We start from the raw sequence: 14,781 nt of genomic DNA on the forward strand, positions 1-14,781 counted from the left end.
GCATAACGGCGGGATTTTACAAGTTATGCAGCAGGGGCTCTGCCACACCACGTATCAAATGTGAGAGCTGGCTTGCCTGCGATAGCCATAGGTATCTACACAACTTGATAGCAACCGACGGTAACCACGATGCGAAGCGAGGAGCTCTTGATCTTGATCTGCTTTTGATCCAAGCGCCCCGTCAAACCACGCTGGCCGGAATTCGACAGGGATTTGGGGGGTAAACCGGCAGGGATGCCGGTTTAGCCGCCCCGCGCCATGGATGGCGCGTGGCGGCGGCCCCCCAAATCACTGGCGGATTACGGGCACACCGAGCCTAAGCGAGGTGCCGAGTGGTGGGGCAAGAGCGTTTGGGTTACTTTTGCGCTTTTTGTATAGACCGGACACATGGTGGACACATGTGCGGGGACATGGTTGACACATTATGGGCCATAGTCAGGTTTGCTCAGGTCGATCGTTCTTAGAAAGTGATGGCAGAAGTAAACATCAAAGAGACCGTCTTTTTCAGGGTTAGGTCGTATTCCGATGTGATGACCATTCAGGCCCTTGGCGATGCTGAAATAGCGTTTCTGAAAACGAAATCGGCTGTGATACGCCTTGATCGACACATCATCCGGCCCGTACTCGAAGGGTGATAACTGCTGCGGGTAAGCCCAAGGGCTGGACCGATACCGGTCCATGGGCACCTTGTAGTCCAGTGCTTGATGAGGACGCTGCAGGTTATAAACCTCACGCCACTGATCAAATGCGGTTTGAGCCTCCTTGATCGTGGAAAATTGCCGTCCATTAAGCACCTCCGCCTTGAGTGATCGATGAAAGCGCTCGATCTTTCCGTTGGTTTGAGGGTGATAGGGGCGACTGAAACTGATCCGGATTCCCAAGCTAATCAACCAGATACTTAACTCTGTGATTTCACCGGGGTTGCGCGGCGATCCCCATGGAGGACCGTTATCAACATTGATACGAGCGGGCAATCCGAAGCGTTGGAATACCTCAATCATCTTCTCCTTCACTGTGCCCCCGCGTTCGTTATCACACGCCTGAATAGCTAAATTGAATCGCGAGTGATCATCCAACAAGGTCAGGGGATGGCATCGACCTTCTTGAGTTGCGAAATGCCCTTTGAAGTCCATCTGCCAAAGGTCGTTAGGCGCATCGTGTTCAAATCTCAGCTTTGCTTCCTGTTCCTTCTGAACGGGCTGAATCAGGTCGTGTCGGTGCAGCACGTTAGTTACTGTGCTGGGAGCAATTTGCTTTTTCAAGATGCTGCTGATTGTGCGTCCGCCCCAGGCCGGATGTTCCTGCCTGAGCGCTACGACCTCCGCCTCCAGGGCCGCATTGGTCAGTTTGGGACTGGTAGCTGGTTTTCGGGACTTTTCTTGCAGCCCCGACTGCCCTTGCATCTCGTATCGTTTGAGCCATTTATAGGCCGTTTGCGGGCTGATGCCGAAGCGTCGACACAGTTCTCTTTTATTACTGCCGGGCTGCCGTGCTAAGGCAACGAACTCTTCTTTCAGGCTCATGGTATCTCTCGTGTTCCAAGGCATGATGGCTTTCCGGCGAAGTTGGCTCGCCGAAAAGTGTCCACCATGTCCCCGCACACCCGTCAACCATGTGTCCGGTCCGTACACGCTTTTCAAAAGTGACCCGCTGTAAAAGCGGAACCAATATCAGCCGTTACCGCAGCAATGGATATGTACTCGGTATAACTGTGTCGGCTGTCAGGCCGTCACGGGAGCAAGCTCCCTCGCCACAGGTCCAGCGTCGCCCCAAAGTTGTGTAGATACCTAAGCTGCAATAGCGGGGGTTCAGGCAGTCAATCAGCGACTGACAGGTTGCTATCGCAGGCAAGCCAGCTCCCACAGGGGATAGCGTTTCAACCAAAGCGCCTCAGGGTTTCGCTGGGAAGCTCTTCGAACAGCTGTCGATAGCTATTGGAAAACCGCCCCAGATGCCAGAACGACCAATTCATCGCCACCTCGGCCACGGTGGTATCCGCGCCACTCAATAGCTCCCGCCGCGCCCCGTTCAACCGACGCAACCGCAACCACTGCGCCGGGCTCATCCCGGTGTAGGTCTTGAACCCTTGCTGCAATTGGCGCAACGGCACACCCGCAATCTGCGCCAGTTCCAACAGGTTGGCAGTTTCATCCGGTGCATCCGCCGCCCATTCGCCGATGCGCGCCATCAACCGGCGTTCTTCATTGCGTTTTTGCAAGGAGCTGCCGTCCAGGCACACGCAAGCGTTGTCGAGGATAAACAGGCAATCGTCGAGCAACTGCTGGGTCAGGGCATCACGGCTGATGGGGTCGGTCAGTGCCGACAGGCGCGTAAGGGTACCGCTGAGCCAGCGAGTGAACAGCGCGCTTTGCTGACAGGCCAGTGGCGCCATGAACAACCCTTCCAGCCTGGCCATGTCCAGCCCATGGTGCTGCACGAACTGCGGGCCGAACACCACCGCCACTTCGCGGTAGTTCTGCGGGGTGATCCAGGTATTGCGGCTTTCGCCGTTAAGCAGGTACAGCGCGTTGTCGCTGCCATCGAAGCAGAACGACAGCGAGCCTGGCGGCGCGTTGAAGTGCTGTTCCACGCGGGTGTTCATACATTCTTCGTACACCTGCACGCCTTGCAGGTCGAGGTAGCGCACGCGCCCGGCGAAATGCCCGGGGGACATTTGCTGGTAATGCTGCACCCAACCGGGTGTCGCACTGCATTGGGCGGTCACATCGCCGGTGGCGAAGGCCTGTACGCGCAAAGCGGTTGCCTGTGTCATGGGGGATCCGTGCGCACTCTATTGGTGCGTTGTACTGCGTGCAAAGTGGATAGATGCCGTTTCAAGGCCGGCCCAAGATAGACCTCAATGCGTCGACAGTACAAGCCGGCGCCGTATCCCACCCAAGACGAGGTCCTTATGAACGCCCCCTTCGATCAGCTCTCCACCTGGCTGAAAGAACACAAGATTACCGAAGTCGAATGCGTGATCAGTGACTTGACTGGCATCGCACGCGGCAAGATTGCACCCACCAACAAGTTCCTGCATGAGCGAGGCATGCGCCTGCCGGAAAGTGTGCTGCTGCAAACGGTAACCGGGGACTTTGTCGACGACGACATCTACTACGACCTGCTGGACCCGGCCGATATCGACATGATCTGCCGCCCGGTGGCCAACGCCACCTACGTGGTGCCCTGGGCCATCGAGCCCACCGCCATCGTGATCCACGACACCTTCGACAAACAGGGCAACCCGATTGAACTGTCGCCGCGCAATGTGCTGAAAAAAGTCCTGCAGCTGTACACCGACCAGGGCTGGCAGCCGATTGTCGCGCCGGAAATGGAGTTCTACCTGACCCAGCGTTGCGAAGACCCGGACCTGCCGTTGAAAACCCCCATCGGTCGTTCGGGGCGTGCCGAAACCGGGCGCCAGTCGTTTTCCATCGACGCCGCCAACGAATTCGACCCGTTGTTCGAAGACGTCTACGACTGGTGCGAAGCCCAGGGCCTGGACCTCGACACGCTGATCCACGAAGACGGCCCGGCGCAGATGGAGATCAACTTCCGTCACGGCGACGCCCTGGACCTGGCCGATCAGATCACTGTGTTCAAGCGCACCCTGCGCGAGGCCGCGCTCAAGCACAACGTGGCCGCCACGTTCATGGCCAAGCCGGTGGCCGACGAACCCGGCAGCGCCATGCACCTGCACCAGAGCGTGGTGGAGATTGCCACCGGCAAACCGGTGTTCGTCGATGCCGACGGCAACATGAGCCCGTTATTCCTGCATCACATCGGCGGCCTGCAGAAGTACATCCCCAAGCTGTTGCCGATGTTTGCACCCAACGTGAACTCGTTCAGGCGCTTTTTGCCGGATACCTCGGCGCCGGTCAACGTCGAATGGGGCGAAGAAAACCGCACCGTCGGCCTGCGCGTGCCGACTTCCAGCCCCGAGGCGATGCGCGTGGAAAACCGCTTGCCGGGTGCCGATGCCAATCCCTACCTGGCGATCGCCGCCAGCTTGTTGTGTGGCTACCTGGGCATGATCGAGCAGATCGAGCCCAGTGCGCCGGTGGAAGGCCGTGCCTATGAACGGCGCAACCTGCGCTTGCCGTTCACCCTTGAGGATGCGCTGGCACGCATGGAGGACTGCGACACGGTCAAGCAGTACCTGGGCGAAAAATTCGTGCGCGGCTACGTCGCGGTCAAGCGCGCCGAGCATGAGAATTTCAAGCGGGTGATCAGTTCCTGGGAACGTGAATTCCTGCTGTTGAGCGTCTAAAACAACGATAAAAAGGGTGACGATATGCGTCTTGTGAACAGGCTTCTGCCGTTGGCACTTGCACTTGTACTGCCGGCGGCAATCAGCGCTAGCGCCCAGGCAGCGTCGACGGTGAGCGTCTACAACTGGACCGACTACATCGGTGAAACCACCTTGGCGGATTTCCAGGCCAAGACCGGGATCAAGGTGGTCTATGACGTGTTCGACTCCAACGAAACCCTGGAGGGCAAGTTGCTCGCCGGACGCACCGGCTATGACGTGGTGGTGCCGTCCAACCACTTCCTGGCGCGGCAAGTGAAGGCCGGCGCGTTCCTCACGCTGGACCGTGCGCAACTGCCCAACTTCAAGAACCTCGATCCCCGGTTGCTCAAGCTGCTGGAGCAGAACGACCCGGGTAACGCGCACTCGGTGCCGTACCTGTGGGGCACCAATGGCATCGGTTACAACGTCGACAAGGTCAAGCAGGTGCTGGGTATCGAGCGCATTGATTCATGGGCGGTGCTGTTCGAGCCGGACAACCTCAAGAAGCTTCACGAATGCGGTGTGGCCTTCCTTGATTCGCCGGATGAGCTGTTCCCGGCGATCCTCAACTACATGGGCAAGGACCCTCGCAGTGAGAACGCCGAGGACTACAAGCAGGCCGAAGCCAAGCTGCTGACGCTGCGGCCGTACATCACTTATTTCCATTCCTCCAAGTACATCTCGGACCTGGCAAACGGCAATATCTGCGTGGCCTTCGGTTATTCCGGCGATGTGTTCCAGGCCGCCAACCGCGCCAAGGAAGCCAAAAACGGGGTGAACATTGCGTACTCGATTCCCAGGGAAGGCTCCAACCTGTGGTTCGACCTGCTGGCCATTCCTGCCGACGCCACCAACCCCAAAGAGGCCCACGCGTTCATCAACTACCTGCTCGAACCCGAAGTGATCGCCAAGGTCAGCGCCTCGGTGGGCTACGCCAACGCCAACCCGGCGGCCAAGCCGTTCATGGCCCCGGAACTGGTCAACAACCCTGAGGTTTACCCGCCCCAGGACGTCCTCGACAAACTCTACATTTCCACCACGCCTACGCCGGCGACCATGCGCGTGATGACCCGCGCCTGGAGCAAAGTGAAGTCCAACCGATGATTCAGTCCAGCGAACATGCGCAGTCCTATTACCGCGCGACAGCCAACACCATGGCGCAGCGGCCTGCACTCGACGCTGATCTGAGCGTTGATGTGTGTGTGATCGGCGGCGGGTTCACCGGGGTCAACACGGCCATCGAACTGGCCCAGCGCGGGCTCACGGTGATTGTGCTGGAGGCCCGCCGCATTGGCTGGGGTGCCAGCGGGCGCAACGGTGGGCAGTTGATTCGGGGTATCGGTCATGATGTCTCGGGGTTTGCCAAATACGTGGGCGAGGAGGGCGTGCGCTATCTGGCGCGAGCCGGTATCGACTCGGTGGCGTTGGTGGGCGAGCGCATCGGCGAGCATGGTATCGATTGCGACTTGCGCTGGGGTTTTTGTGAACTGGCCAATACCCCGGCGCAATTCGCCGCGTTCAAGAATGAACAGGCGCAGTTGGCGGCCATGGGCTATGCCCCTGAAACCCGGTTGGTGGGCGCGCAGGACATGGCCCAGGTGGTGGGCTCGACGGTGTACGCCGGTGGCCTGGTCGACATGGGCTCGGGGCATCTGCACCCGCTCAACCTGGTGCTCGGCGAGGCGCAGGTGGCCGAGGCCCTCGGGGTGCGGATCTTTGAACAGACCCAGGTGCTGGAACTGATCCATGGCCACACTGTGCAGGTGCGTTGCGCCGGCGGCAGTGTGCGTGCCGCCCATCTGGTGCTGGCGTGCAATGCGCACCTTGAAGACCTGGAGCCTCGCCTGGGCGGCAAGGTGCTGCCGGCGGGCAGCTACATCATCGCCACCGAGCCGTTGCCGAAAACGGTGGCCGAGCAATTGATTCCGCAGAATCTGGCGCTGTGCGACCAGAAAGTCGGGCTGGATTACTACCGGCTGTCCGCCGACCGGCGCCTGCTGTTTGGCGGTGCCTGCCATTACTCGGGGCGCGATCCCCAGGACATCGCCGCCTACATGCGCCCGAAAATGCTCAAGGTGTTCCCGCAACTGGCCGACACCGCCATCGAGTTCCAGTGGGGCGGCAAGATTGGCATCACCGCCAACCGCTTTCCCCAGGTCGGACGGCTCAAGCAATACCCCAATGTGTTCTATGCCCAGGGCTATTCTGGCCATGGCCTCAACGTGACCCACTGGTGCGCACGGCTGTTGGCCGAAGCGATTCACGCGGGTGCAAGTCGCGGCCTGGATATTTTCAGCCAGGTGCCGCACATGACCTTCCCGGGCGGCAAGGCGCTACGCTCGCCGCTGCTGGCGTTGGGGATGTTGTGGTATCGGTTGCGCGAGGTGCTTTGATCACACAAAGGGCGCAGGCAATCGCTGTACTGTGGCGCCTTGTTAACTGGCCTCAGGTTCAGTCAGCACCTTGCGAAACGTCTCCACCAGCGGGCGCAAATTGACGCGGTGCCAGGCCGCCCACAGCGGTGTGGTGTAGGTCAGCCACGGCAACTCGCGCAACACCACGCCGGGCGGGGCGTTGCGGTTCAGGCCCTTCTGCACCATCGCTACCCCGAGCCCTGACGCCACCAGGCCCAGTGCGGTAAAGGGTTCGCCGGCTTCCATGGGAATCTGTGGGGTGAAACCGGCACGAATGCAGGCGGCGACGAAATCATCGGCGGGGTTGGCGCCGGCTTTGCGCTGCACGCCGATCCATTGTTGGTCGGCCAGGTGTTCGGGCAGCAGTTCGCGTTGCCGGGCCAGCGGATGTTGTTCGGGCAGGGCCAGCAGCATCGGGTCGTCGAGCACCTGCAAGGCGCTCAGATCTGGATCGTCGTCGGCGGGGGGCTCGCTTACCAGGGCGATGTCCAGACTGCGTTGGCGCAGGCCCTCCAACTGTTCGAGGGAGGGCAGGTTATACAGCTTGATGTGCACGGTGGGCCGATCGTCGCGCAGTATGCGCAGGGCGTTGGGTAGAAGGCCTGCGTGCATGGCATTTTCGATATAGCCGATGCACAGGCCGCCTTCTTCCCCCCGGCCCAAGCGCTTGCCCAGCGATTCCAGACGGTTGGCATGGGTCAGCAGCGCCTTGGTTTCAGCCAGGAAGGTCTGGCCGTCGCGGGTCAGGCGGATGCGCTGCTGGCTGCGTTCGAATAGGGTCAGGCCCAGGCGCTCTTCGAGCTGGGCTATTTGCCGGCTCAGGGGCGATTGGGAGATGTGCAAGCGCTCGGCGGCGCGGCCGACGTGTTCTTCTTCGGCGACCACTTCGAAGTAGCGCAGTTGGCGTAGATCGATCATGTAAGACCTGTAAGGACTCAAGTTGGTCGCAGTATGTCTTGGACGGTCTGACTAACGCAATCTAGCATCTGCTCAACGGTCACAACCAACCGATTGAGGATCTCACCATGAGCTTGAAAGACAAACTCCCCGGTGTACTGGGCTTTGGCACCGCACCCTTGGGGAACATGTTCCGCGCCATCCCTGAAGACGAAGCCCAGGCCACCGTCGAAGCCGCCTGGAACCACGGCGTCCGTTACTTCGACACCGCGCCGTTCTACGGCTCGGGCCTGTCGGAAATCCGCTTGGGCCAGGCCCTGTCCAACTACAACCGTGATGACTACGTGCTCAGCACCAAGGTCGGCCGGGTGATTCTGGATGAAGTCGAAACCGGCGCCCGCGACCTTGGCGAAAAAAGCGGCGTGTTCGAACACGGCCGCCCGAATAAAATCCTCAATGACTACAGCGCCGATGCCACCCTGCGCTCCATTGAAGACAGCCTCAAGCGCCTGCAAACCGATCGCCTCGACATCGTGTGGATTCACGATATCGCCCAGGATTTTTACGGCGACCAGTGGCTGGATTACTTCAACCAGGCCCGCACCGGGGCCTTCAAAGTGCTGACCCGCTTGCGCGAGGAGGGTGTGATCAAGGCCTGGGGCCTGGGCGTCAATCGCGTCGAGCCGTGTGAACTGACCTTGGACCTGACTGAGGCGCAGCCCGACGGGTTCCTCCTCGCCGGCCGCTATACGCTGCTGGACCACGAGCGCGCACTGCAACGCCTGATGGACGCCGCCCTGGCCCAGCAGGTTGAAATTGTGGTCGGCGGCCCGTACAGCTCTGGCATCCTCGCCGGCGGCGCACACTTTGAATACCAGCCCGCCAAGCCTGCGATCATCAGCAAGGTCGAGCAGATCAAGGCGATTGCCCAGGCATTTGGCGTGAGTGTGAAAGCCGCGGCGCTGCAGTTTTCCCTGGCACACCCGGCCGTGGCGGCGGTGATTCCCGGTGCCAGTCGTCCGGGTCGCATTGCTGAAGACGTTGCGGCGTTGTCAGAACAGATTCCAGCAGCCTTCTGGCAAGCGCTACGCGAGGCCCGATTGATATCGGACCGCGCGCCTCTGCCTCTCTAATCTTAAGGAAGCTAACCATGAAAATTGATGTGAGCGGCAAAGTGGCCATCGTCAGCGGCAGCACCGCCGGTATCGGCCTGGGCATCAGCCAGGCCCTGGCGCAATCCGGCGCAACGGTGGTAGTGATCGGGCGGGACGCGGGCAAGGTCGACGACGCTTTGGCCAGCATTCGCCAAGGGGTGCCCGGCGCTGACCTGCGTGGGCTGGTGGCCGACCTTGGCACCCTGGAGGGCGCCGAGATACTGTTCGCCGCCGAACCTCGCGCCGATATCCTGGTCAACAACCTCGGCATCTTCAACGATGTGGATTTCTTCGACGCGCCGGACAGTGAATGGACGCGCTTCTATGAGGTCAATGTGATTAGCGGCGTGCGCCTGGCACGGCACTATGTGCCGGGCATGGTCGAGCAGGGCTGGGGGCGGGTGATCTTTGTGTCGTCGGAATCCGGGGTGGCGACGCCGGCCGACATGATCAACTACGGCGTGACCAAAAGCGCCAACCTGGCGGTCTCCCACGGCCTGGCCAAGCGCCTGGCAGGCACCGGGGTGACGGTGAATGCGATTTTGCCGGGGCCGACCTTTACCGACGGCCTGGAACAGATGCTCAAGTACGCCACGGCCCAGTCCGGGCGTAGTGCGCGGGAAGAAGCCGATGTGTTTGTGCGTAATGCGCGGCCCACCTCGATCATCCAGCGTGCAGCCAATGTGGATGAAGTGGCGAACCTGGTGGCGTACATTGCTTCACCGCTGTCGTCTGCCACTACCGGTGCCGCTTTGCGCGTAGACGGTGGCGTTGTCGACAGCATGGCGATCTGATTTTTCCCCTGATTGGAGTATTTATTGTGGCAACAGCGTCTTCAGTAATTGAAATCCCGGCATCCGCCGACCAGGTCTGGCAACTGATTGGCGGCTTCAACAGCCTGCCCGACTGGCTGCCCTTTATCGCCAAGAGCGAGCCGAGCGAAGGTGGCCGTGTGCGTCACCTGACCACCGCTGACGGCGGCCAGATCGTCGAGCGTTTGCAGACCTTTGACAACGTGGCGCGCATTTATAGCTACACGATTGAAGAATCGCCGTTTCCGGTGAGTGCGTATCTGGCGACCGTGCAGGTTGAAGCCTTGACCGAGTCGTCGGCCAAAGTCACCTGGTCCGGCGTGTTCACTCCGGCAGCGGGCACCACGGATGCGGCGGTGGAGGAGTTATTTGCCGGCGTCTACAGCGGTGGCTTGGAGGCGTTGCGCGGCAACTTCCCCAACTGAACCGGTGTTATCGGGAAAAACTGGTGATGGGCGAGGATCGCTGCAACTGACTCAGCGGGCGTCCTCTGCGCTGTATCGAGCCTGAACGGCGGCTCATCCCAGCATTCATACTCATGCACCAGCACCGACTGCCAGGTCGGCGGCGCCAGCCCGGGAACATCGCCCACGCGGCTTTCCACACGGCGCCGATGCTCGTGCTGATCAGCACACACCACTTGGATATTGATCAGTTCAACCTGCGCTGCCGTCGCCACGGCTTGCCAGGCTTGGCGGCTGTCCCTGACCGGGTTCACGCAGTCGGCGATGACCCGATGCCCCAAGCGCAAATTGCTCAGCGCCAATGCATTGGCCACGCTGTAGCCGCTGGCGCCCACATCCCCCGCCAATACGGCGGCATCGCGCAGCGCCTGTTCGATCACATCAATACGCAGGTAAACCGCGCCGGTCTGTCGCGCCAGTTCCCTGGCAACGGTGGTCTTGCCGCTGCCGGGCAGACCGCTGAATACAAAAAGCATGGTCATCAACCCTTGGTAGGAGCGAGCTTGCTCGCGAAAAACGTCAACGCTAACGCGTACTTCCAGGTAAAACGTGTGGTCTTCACTATTTTCGCGAGCAAGCTCGCTCCTACAGTGTTATTAGAACTGCTTCACTTCGACAACAGGACCTGCGCCCATGACCCTGCCATTCGTGAAGATGCACGCCCATGGCGACGACTTCATCATCATCGACCGCCGTGGCCAGGACAACCCCATCACTGCACAGGTCGCCGCCCGCCTGGGCAACCGCCGCTCGGGTATCGGTTTCAATCAGTTGGCGGTGATGCTCGACTGTGGAGACGCCGCCGCACATGTCCAGTTCTGGAACCCCGACGGCACGCGCCTGCCAACCTGCGGCAGCGCGACTCGCGGGGTGGCCGACCGCCTGATGCACGAGACCGGCATCGACACCGTCGTATTACGCACCGACCGCGGTTTGCTGACGTGCACACGCGTCGACGGGCAGCGGGTGTCGGTGGACATGGGCGCGCCGTCGCTGGACTGGGCGGCGGTGCCGCTGGCCGAGGCGATGGACACCCGCGTGCTGCCGATGGACGGTAACCCGGCGGCCTGCAGCATGGGCAATCCGCATTGCACATTTTTTGTGCAAGACATCGCTGCCATCGATGTCGCGGCGGTGGGCCCGGCGCTTGAAGCCCACCCGCTGTTCCCGGCCAAGACCAATGTGCATTTTGTGCAGGTGTTGAGCCGTGGCCGTATTCGCCTGCGCATCTGGGAGCGGGGCGGCGCGGTGCCGTTGGGCTCCGGTTCGTGCTGCTGCGGCGCGGTGGTCAATGGAATTCGGCGCGGGCTGCTCGATGACAGCGTGGAGGTCGAATGCGACGGCGGCACGGTCACGGTGCAGTGGGACGGGCAGGGCGGAGTCATCTTGACCGGCCGTGTCGAGCCGATCATGCAGGGCGCCGCATACCTGGCCTAGAACGTCACGGTAAACGTAGTACCGGCCGTGTCGCAGGACGTCACCGCCACATCGCCACCATGCACCTTGGCCAGTTCGCGCACGATATACAGGCCCAGGCCGACGCTGCGCACATCGCTGCCCTGGTCGGTGCCACGCGTCATGGGCTCGAACAACCCGGCCAGCAGAGTTTCGGGAATCGCCAGGCCATGGTTGTGCACTGCGACCGCACAGGCGTTGTCGCCCAGGCGCGAGGTGATGGTGATCGGTTGCAGCAGGTCGCCATAGGCCACGCTGTTGGCAACCAGGTTGCCGATCATCTGCTGCACTCGGTCGGCATCCAGGCACGCCTGGCCGTTGCCTTCGGCCTGATGCACCAGCGTGGCTCTGGGAAAGGCCACCCGCAATTCATCCACCGCCTGTTGAATAACGCCGTGCAGATCCAGCGGCACCGCCTTGATGGTGATGCCCTGGCCGACCCGCGCCTGGGTGAAGTCCAGCAGGTCGGCGATCATGCGATGGGCGCGTTCGGACGACTGGCCGATATGCCCCAGCAGTTGGCGCTCCTTGGCCGTGCGCTCGCCGCGCTGCAGAAAGTCCGAAGCCATGCGGATGGCGGTAAGGGGGTTTTTCAAGTCATGACTGACAATCGCCACCATCTGTTCGGCAAACAACGCCCGGCGATGGGCAACCGCATAGGCCGCGCTGAGTTCGGCCTGGGCCTGTTGCAGGGCGACCTCGGTGGCGGTTTTTTCCTGGAGCAGCGCTTCGGCCAACTTGCGTGCATTGAGCAGCTCGCGCTCGTACTTGTCGCGGTCGGTGGTGCCGAACAGCGCCAGGTCATGCACCACGCCGTCGGCCTGCCGGCGCTGGTTGGCGTTGAGCAATACGGTCACTTTGTGCCCGGCGCTGTGGCGAATGTCGAGCTTCACTTCGGTGACGCTGCCGTGCATGCGCAGCATTGGTGCCAGGTGGGTCTGGTAGAAAATCCGCCCGCCCATGGTCAACAGGTCCTGGAAGCGGCGCCCCTGCAGTTCGGCCGCGCTGAACCCGAGCCAGTCACTCAGGCGCGGGTTGACGTGCAGGATCGTGCCGTCCTCCTGGGTCACGGCCAGGGCGCAGGCGGCGCTGTCGAATAGCGACTCAGCAGGCATCGGCAGGCGCCCAGGGGGCCAGGAACCGGTCCATTGCCGCTGCGCACGCCTGGGGTGCACTCATATGCGGGCAATGGCCGACATTGTCCACCAGGCAATAAGTGCTGTTGGGCAGCACGCGGTGCAGGTATTCACCCACGGCTACGGGGGCGATCAGGTCGTCAGTCGATTGCAGGATCAACACCGCAGTGGTCAGGCCCACTACATCCTGGCGGTTATCCGAAAGGAAGGTCACCCGGGCAAATTGCTTGGCGATGTCCGGATCGGTGCGGCAGAAGCTCTCGGTCAACGCCTTACCCAGTGCCGGTTGATCCGGCGCGCCCATGATTACCGGGGCCATCGCGCTCGACCAGCCCAGGTAGTTGCTGTCGAGGGTGTCGAGCAGGTCGTCGATATCCTCGCGCTTGAAGCCGCCAACATAATCGTCAGTGTCGATATAGCGCGGCGATGGACCGATCATCACGTGCGCCGCAATACGCCCCGGGACAAAACGGTCGGCGAGGGTGCCGATCATCGCGCTGACGGAGTGGCCCACCAGGATCACCGGGCCTTGGGCGTAGGCGTCGATAATCTCGTTGAGGTCGTGGGCGTAGCCGTCCAGGGTCAGGTATTTGGCTTTGTCGAACGCGCTGAGGTCCGACCGGCCCGCACCGACCAGGTCGTAGAGAACCACGCGAAAGCGCTGGGTAAATTGCCGCGCCAACTGGTTCCACATCGCTTGATTGCAGCCAAAGCCGTGGGAAAACACCAGCGTCGAAGGACCGTCGCCCATCACATTCACATTGTTGCGGTAGCGCAGGTCCATGGCGTTCTCGTAGCTGGCAATTTGCTATGCGGGGTAAGGCCGCAGTTTAGATAGTCGCGCACCTGGGGTCACGCGTTATACGTCGATAAGGTAAAGTCGGCAGCTTAAGGAAGAAACCTCAGGTAACAAAACATGATAGGGAATTGGTGTCAAAAGGTCTCGGGTTTGCTGGCCCTGGTGCTCCTCGGCGTGCTGAGCATAGCCCAGGCGGACACTTCACCGATCGGGGTCGCCCTCGACCAGCGGGTGATTGACCTCACCAACACCCTCGACGCAACCACCACCCAGCGCCTTAAAAGCCAGCTTGGCGACCTTGAAGCGCGCAAAGGCGCGCAAGTCGCGGTGTTGCTGGTGCCGACCACGGGCGGCGCCGCTATCGAAGACTATGCCAACCAACTGTTTCGCGCCTGGCAGCTGGGGCGCAAGGACGTCAACGATGGCATCCTGCTGGTAGTGGCCAAGGCTGACCGCGCAGTGCGCATTGAAGTGGGCTACGGCCTGGAAGGCATCGTCACCGACCTGCTGGCTCATCGCATTATTGAAGAACAGATCACCCCGGCGTTTCGTCAGGGTGATTTTGCCGGCGGTGTGCAACAGGGCGTGGACGCCCTGACCGTACTGGTGGACGGCGGTGACTTGCCGCCATTGGCGGGCGCCGGGATCAATCCTCAATTTATCGCGTTGCTGGTGGCGTTTATCCTGGGCGGCTTGGGCGGCGTGGCGATCGCTGCCGACAAGCTGCATTGGCGCCGGGCGTTGATCGTCACCGTGGCGGCCACGCTGTTGCTGACGCTGCTGGCGGGCGGTCGGGAGTGGCCGATGTTCCTGTTTGTCATGCCGCTGACGCTGTTGATAGGCGGCGCGATATTCGGCGCGCTGTGGCAGGTGCGTACGCTGTTTTACTGCGTAATCGGGCTGCTGGCTTATATCCTCGGGTTGGTGGTGGCAAACCAGTATGTGGACGTCAGTTTCATCCATTGGCTGCTGTGGCCACTGGGCGTTTTGGTGGTGCTGGGGTTGTACCTGGTGCTACTGCTGATCATGAGGCAGACCTGGCGCACCAGCCGTGCAGGTTTTAGTGTGCGACTGCTGGCGGCGGTAGTCGTGTACGTGGTGGCAGGGTGGGTGATTGACGGCGGCCGCGACGGCTGGCTGTTGGCGTTTCCCATCGCATCGTTTGTCGCGCTGATCATCTTCGGCAAGGTCGGCGAAGGGACGGGATCGGGTAGCGGCTCCAGTTCGAGTTCCAGCAGGTCCAGCTCCAGTGGCAGTTCCTCCGGTGGCGGTGGTTCCAGTGGTGGCGGTGGGGCTTCCGGCAGTTGGTGACGCGTTAGCCGATACCTACACTTTCGACCCCCCCCATGGCAAGCGGGT

General features: G+C 61.3%; 14 protein-coding genes. 8 read left to right on the forward strand and 6 right to left on the reverse strand.

Going from position 1 to position 14,781, the window contains the following annotated elements; all coding sequences use genetic code 11:
- Positions 1 to 422: 422 nt before the first annotated feature.
- Entirely contained in the window at positions 423 to 1,547 is a 1,125-nt protein-coding gene (locus QMK52_RS19225; RefSeq protein WP_216091764.1) for an IS481 family transposase, read from the reverse strand.
- A 329-nt stretch (positions 1,548 to 1,876) separates the two neighbouring features.
- Positions 1,877 to 2,773, reverse strand: coding sequence for a helix-turn-helix domain-containing protein (locus QMK52_RS19230; RefSeq protein WP_320403257.1), 897 nt, complete (start codon positions 2,771 to 2,773; stop codon positions 1,877 to 1,879).
- A gap of 138 nt (positions 2,774 to 2,911) precedes the next feature.
- Between QMK52_RS19230 and QMK52_RS19235 the strand changes: the two genes are divergently transcribed.
- The 3 genes from QMK52_RS19235 to QMK52_RS19245 are packed head-to-tail and all read left to right on the forward strand — an operon-like array spanning position 2,912 to position 6,684.
- Positions 2,912 to 4,270 (forward strand): glutamine synthetase family protein, encoded by a 1,359-nt coding sequence (locus tag QMK52_RS19235; protein ID WP_005788943.1) that lies wholly within the window; start codon positions 2,912 to 2,914, stop codon positions 4,268 to 4,270.
- Positions 4,271 to 4,294: 24 nt separating this feature from the next.
- Positions 4,295 to 5,395 carry a polyamine ABC transporter substrate-binding protein gene (locus QMK52_RS19240; protein WP_320403258.1) on the forward strand — a complete coding sequence of 367 codons (1,101 nt, stop codon included), beginning with the start codon at positions 4,295 to 4,297 and terminating at the stop codon, positions 5,393 to 5,395.
- Entirely contained in the window at positions 5,392 to 6,684 is a 1,293-nt protein-coding gene (locus tag QMK52_RS19245) for an NAD(P)/FAD-dependent oxidoreductase (RefSeq protein WP_194438511.1), read from the forward strand. Before QMK52_RS19240 ends, QMK52_RS19245 begins: the two co-directional genes overlap by 4 nt.
- 42 nt (positions 6,685 to 6,726) lie before the next feature.
- Here the strand turns inward: QMK52_RS19245 and QMK52_RS19250 are convergent, their stop codons facing one another.
- A complete protein-coding gene (locus QMK52_RS19250; RefSeq protein ID WP_005788938.1) occupies positions 6,727 to 7,623 on the reverse strand; it encodes a LysR substrate-binding domain-containing protein in 897 nt (298 codons plus the stop codon).
- Positions 7,624 to 7,730: 107 nt separating this feature from the next.
- Between QMK52_RS19250 and QMK52_RS19255 the strand changes: the two genes are divergently transcribed.
- The 3 genes from QMK52_RS19255 to QMK52_RS19265 are packed head-to-tail and all read left to right on the forward strand — an operon-like array spanning position 7,731 to position 9,993.
- Positions 7,731 to 8,735, forward strand: coding sequence for an aldo/keto reductase (locus tag QMK52_RS19255; RefSeq protein ID WP_194438508.1), 1,005 nt, complete (start codon positions 7,731 to 7,733; stop codon positions 8,733 to 8,735).
- Positions 8,736 to 8,752: 17 nt separating this feature from the next.
- Positions 8,753 to 9,550, forward strand: a complete 798-nt coding sequence (locus QMK52_RS19260) for an SDR family oxidoreductase (RefSeq protein ID WP_320403259.1) — start codon at positions 8,753 to 8,755, stop codon at positions 9,548 to 9,550.
- A 26-nt stretch (positions 9,551 to 9,576) separates the two neighbouring features.
- Entirely contained in the window at positions 9,577 to 9,993 is a 417-nt protein-coding gene (locus QMK52_RS19265) for an SRPBCC family protein (RefSeq protein WP_032880764.1), read from the forward strand.
- On the opposite strand, the gene QMK52_RS19270 is transcribed toward QMK52_RS19265, so the two are convergent.
- Complete coding sequence (locus tag QMK52_RS19270; protein ID WP_320403260.1) at positions 9,948 to 10,508, reverse strand: AAA family ATPase; 561 nt, start codon at positions 10,506 to 10,508, stop codon at positions 9,948 to 9,950. The genes QMK52_RS19265 and QMK52_RS19270 overlap by 46 nt on opposite strands.
- A gap of 157 nt (positions 10,509 to 10,665) precedes the next feature.
- Between QMK52_RS19270 and dapF the strand changes: the two genes are divergently transcribed.
- On the forward strand, positions 10,666 to 11,469 hold the full coding sequence (gene dapF / locus QMK52_RS19275) for a diaminopimelate epimerase (RefSeq protein ID WP_005788928.1): 804 nt from the start codon (positions 10,666 to 10,668) through the stop codon (positions 11,467 to 11,469).
- On the opposite strand, the gene QMK52_RS19280 is transcribed toward dapF, so the two are convergent.
- Positions 11,466 to 12,602 carry a PAS domain-containing sensor histidine kinase gene (locus tag QMK52_RS19280; RefSeq protein ID WP_320403261.1) on the reverse strand — a complete coding sequence of 379 codons (1,137 nt, stop codon included), beginning with the start codon at positions 12,600 to 12,602 and terminating at the stop codon, positions 11,466 to 11,468. The genes dapF and QMK52_RS19280 overlap by 4 nt on opposite strands.
- Complete coding sequence (locus QMK52_RS19285; protein WP_320403262.1) at positions 12,592 to 13,407, reverse strand: alpha/beta hydrolase; 816 nt, start codon at positions 13,405 to 13,407, stop codon at positions 12,592 to 12,594. The genes QMK52_RS19280 and QMK52_RS19285 overlap by 11 nt, the downstream gene beginning before the upstream one ends.
- Positions 13,408 to 13,539: 132 nt before the next feature.
- On the opposite strand from QMK52_RS19285, the gene QMK52_RS19290 reads away from it, so the two are divergent.
- The gene (locus tag QMK52_RS19290; RefSeq protein ID WP_320403263.1) at positions 13,540 to 14,733 is read left to right on the forward strand and encodes a YgcG family protein; all 1,194 of its coding nucleotides are present in this window, start codon (positions 13,540 to 13,542) and stop codon (positions 14,731 to 14,733) included.
- Positions 14,734 to 14,781 lie beyond the last annotated feature (48 nt).

The organism is Pseudomonas sp. P9_2 (genome assembly GCF_034008255.1).
GTDB classification, from domain to species: Bacteria; Pseudomonadota; Gammaproteobacteria; order Pseudomonadales; family Pseudomonadaceae; genus Aquipseudomonas; species Aquipseudomonas synxantha_A.

Excerpts from the sequence above, each read along its gene's own strand:
- QMK52_RS19230 (WP_320403257.1), bottom strand. The coding sequence starts at position 2,773 with ATGACACAGGCAACCGCTTTGCGCGTACAGGCCTTCGCCACCGGCGAT.
- QMK52_RS19290 (WP_320403263.1), top strand. The coding sequence starts at position 13,540 with ATGATAGGGAATTGGTGTCAAAAGGTCTCGGGTTTGCTGGCCCTGGTG.
- QMK52_RS19235 (WP_005788943.1), top strand. The coding sequence starts at position 2,912 with ATGAACGCCCCCTTCGATCAGCTCTCCACCTGGCTGAAAGAACACAAG.
- QMK52_RS19260 (WP_320403259.1), top strand. The coding sequence starts at position 8,753 with ATGAAAATTGATGTGAGCGGCAAAGTGGCCATCGTCAGCGGCAGCACC.
- QMK52_RS19280 (WP_320403261.1), bottom strand. The coding sequence starts at position 12,602 with ATGCCTGCTGAGTCGCTATTCGACAGCGCCGCCTGCGCCCTGGCCGTG.
- QMK52_RS19245 (WP_194438511.1), top strand. The coding sequence starts at position 5,392 with ATGATTCAGTCCAGCGAACATGCGCAGTCCTATTACCGCGCGACAGCC.
- QMK52_RS19255 (WP_194438508.1), top strand. The coding sequence starts at position 7,731 with ATGAGCTTGAAAGACAAACTCCCCGGTGTACTGGGCTTTGGCACCGCA.
- QMK52_RS19285 (WP_320403262.1), bottom strand. The coding sequence starts at position 13,407 with ATGGACCTGCGCTACCGCAACAATGTGAATGTGATGGGCGACGGTCCT.
- QMK52_RS19270 (WP_320403260.1), bottom strand. The coding sequence starts at position 10,508 with ATGCTTTTTGTATTCAGCGGTCTGCCCGGCAGCGGCAAGACCACCGTT.
- QMK52_RS19250 (WP_005788938.1), bottom strand. The coding sequence starts at position 7,623 with ATGATCGATCTACGCCAACTGCGCTACTTCGAAGTGGTCGCCGAAGAA.
- QMK52_RS19225 (WP_216091764.1), bottom strand. The coding sequence starts at position 1,547 with ATGCCTTGGAACACGAGAGATACCATGAGCCTGAAAGAAGAGTTCGTT.
- dapF (WP_005788928.1), top strand. The coding sequence starts at position 10,666 with ATGACCCTGCCATTCGTGAAGATGCACGCCCATGGCGACGACTTCATC.
- QMK52_RS19240 (WP_320403258.1), top strand. The coding sequence starts at position 4,295 with ATGCGTCTTGTGAACAGGCTTCTGCCGTTGGCACTTGCACTTGTACTG.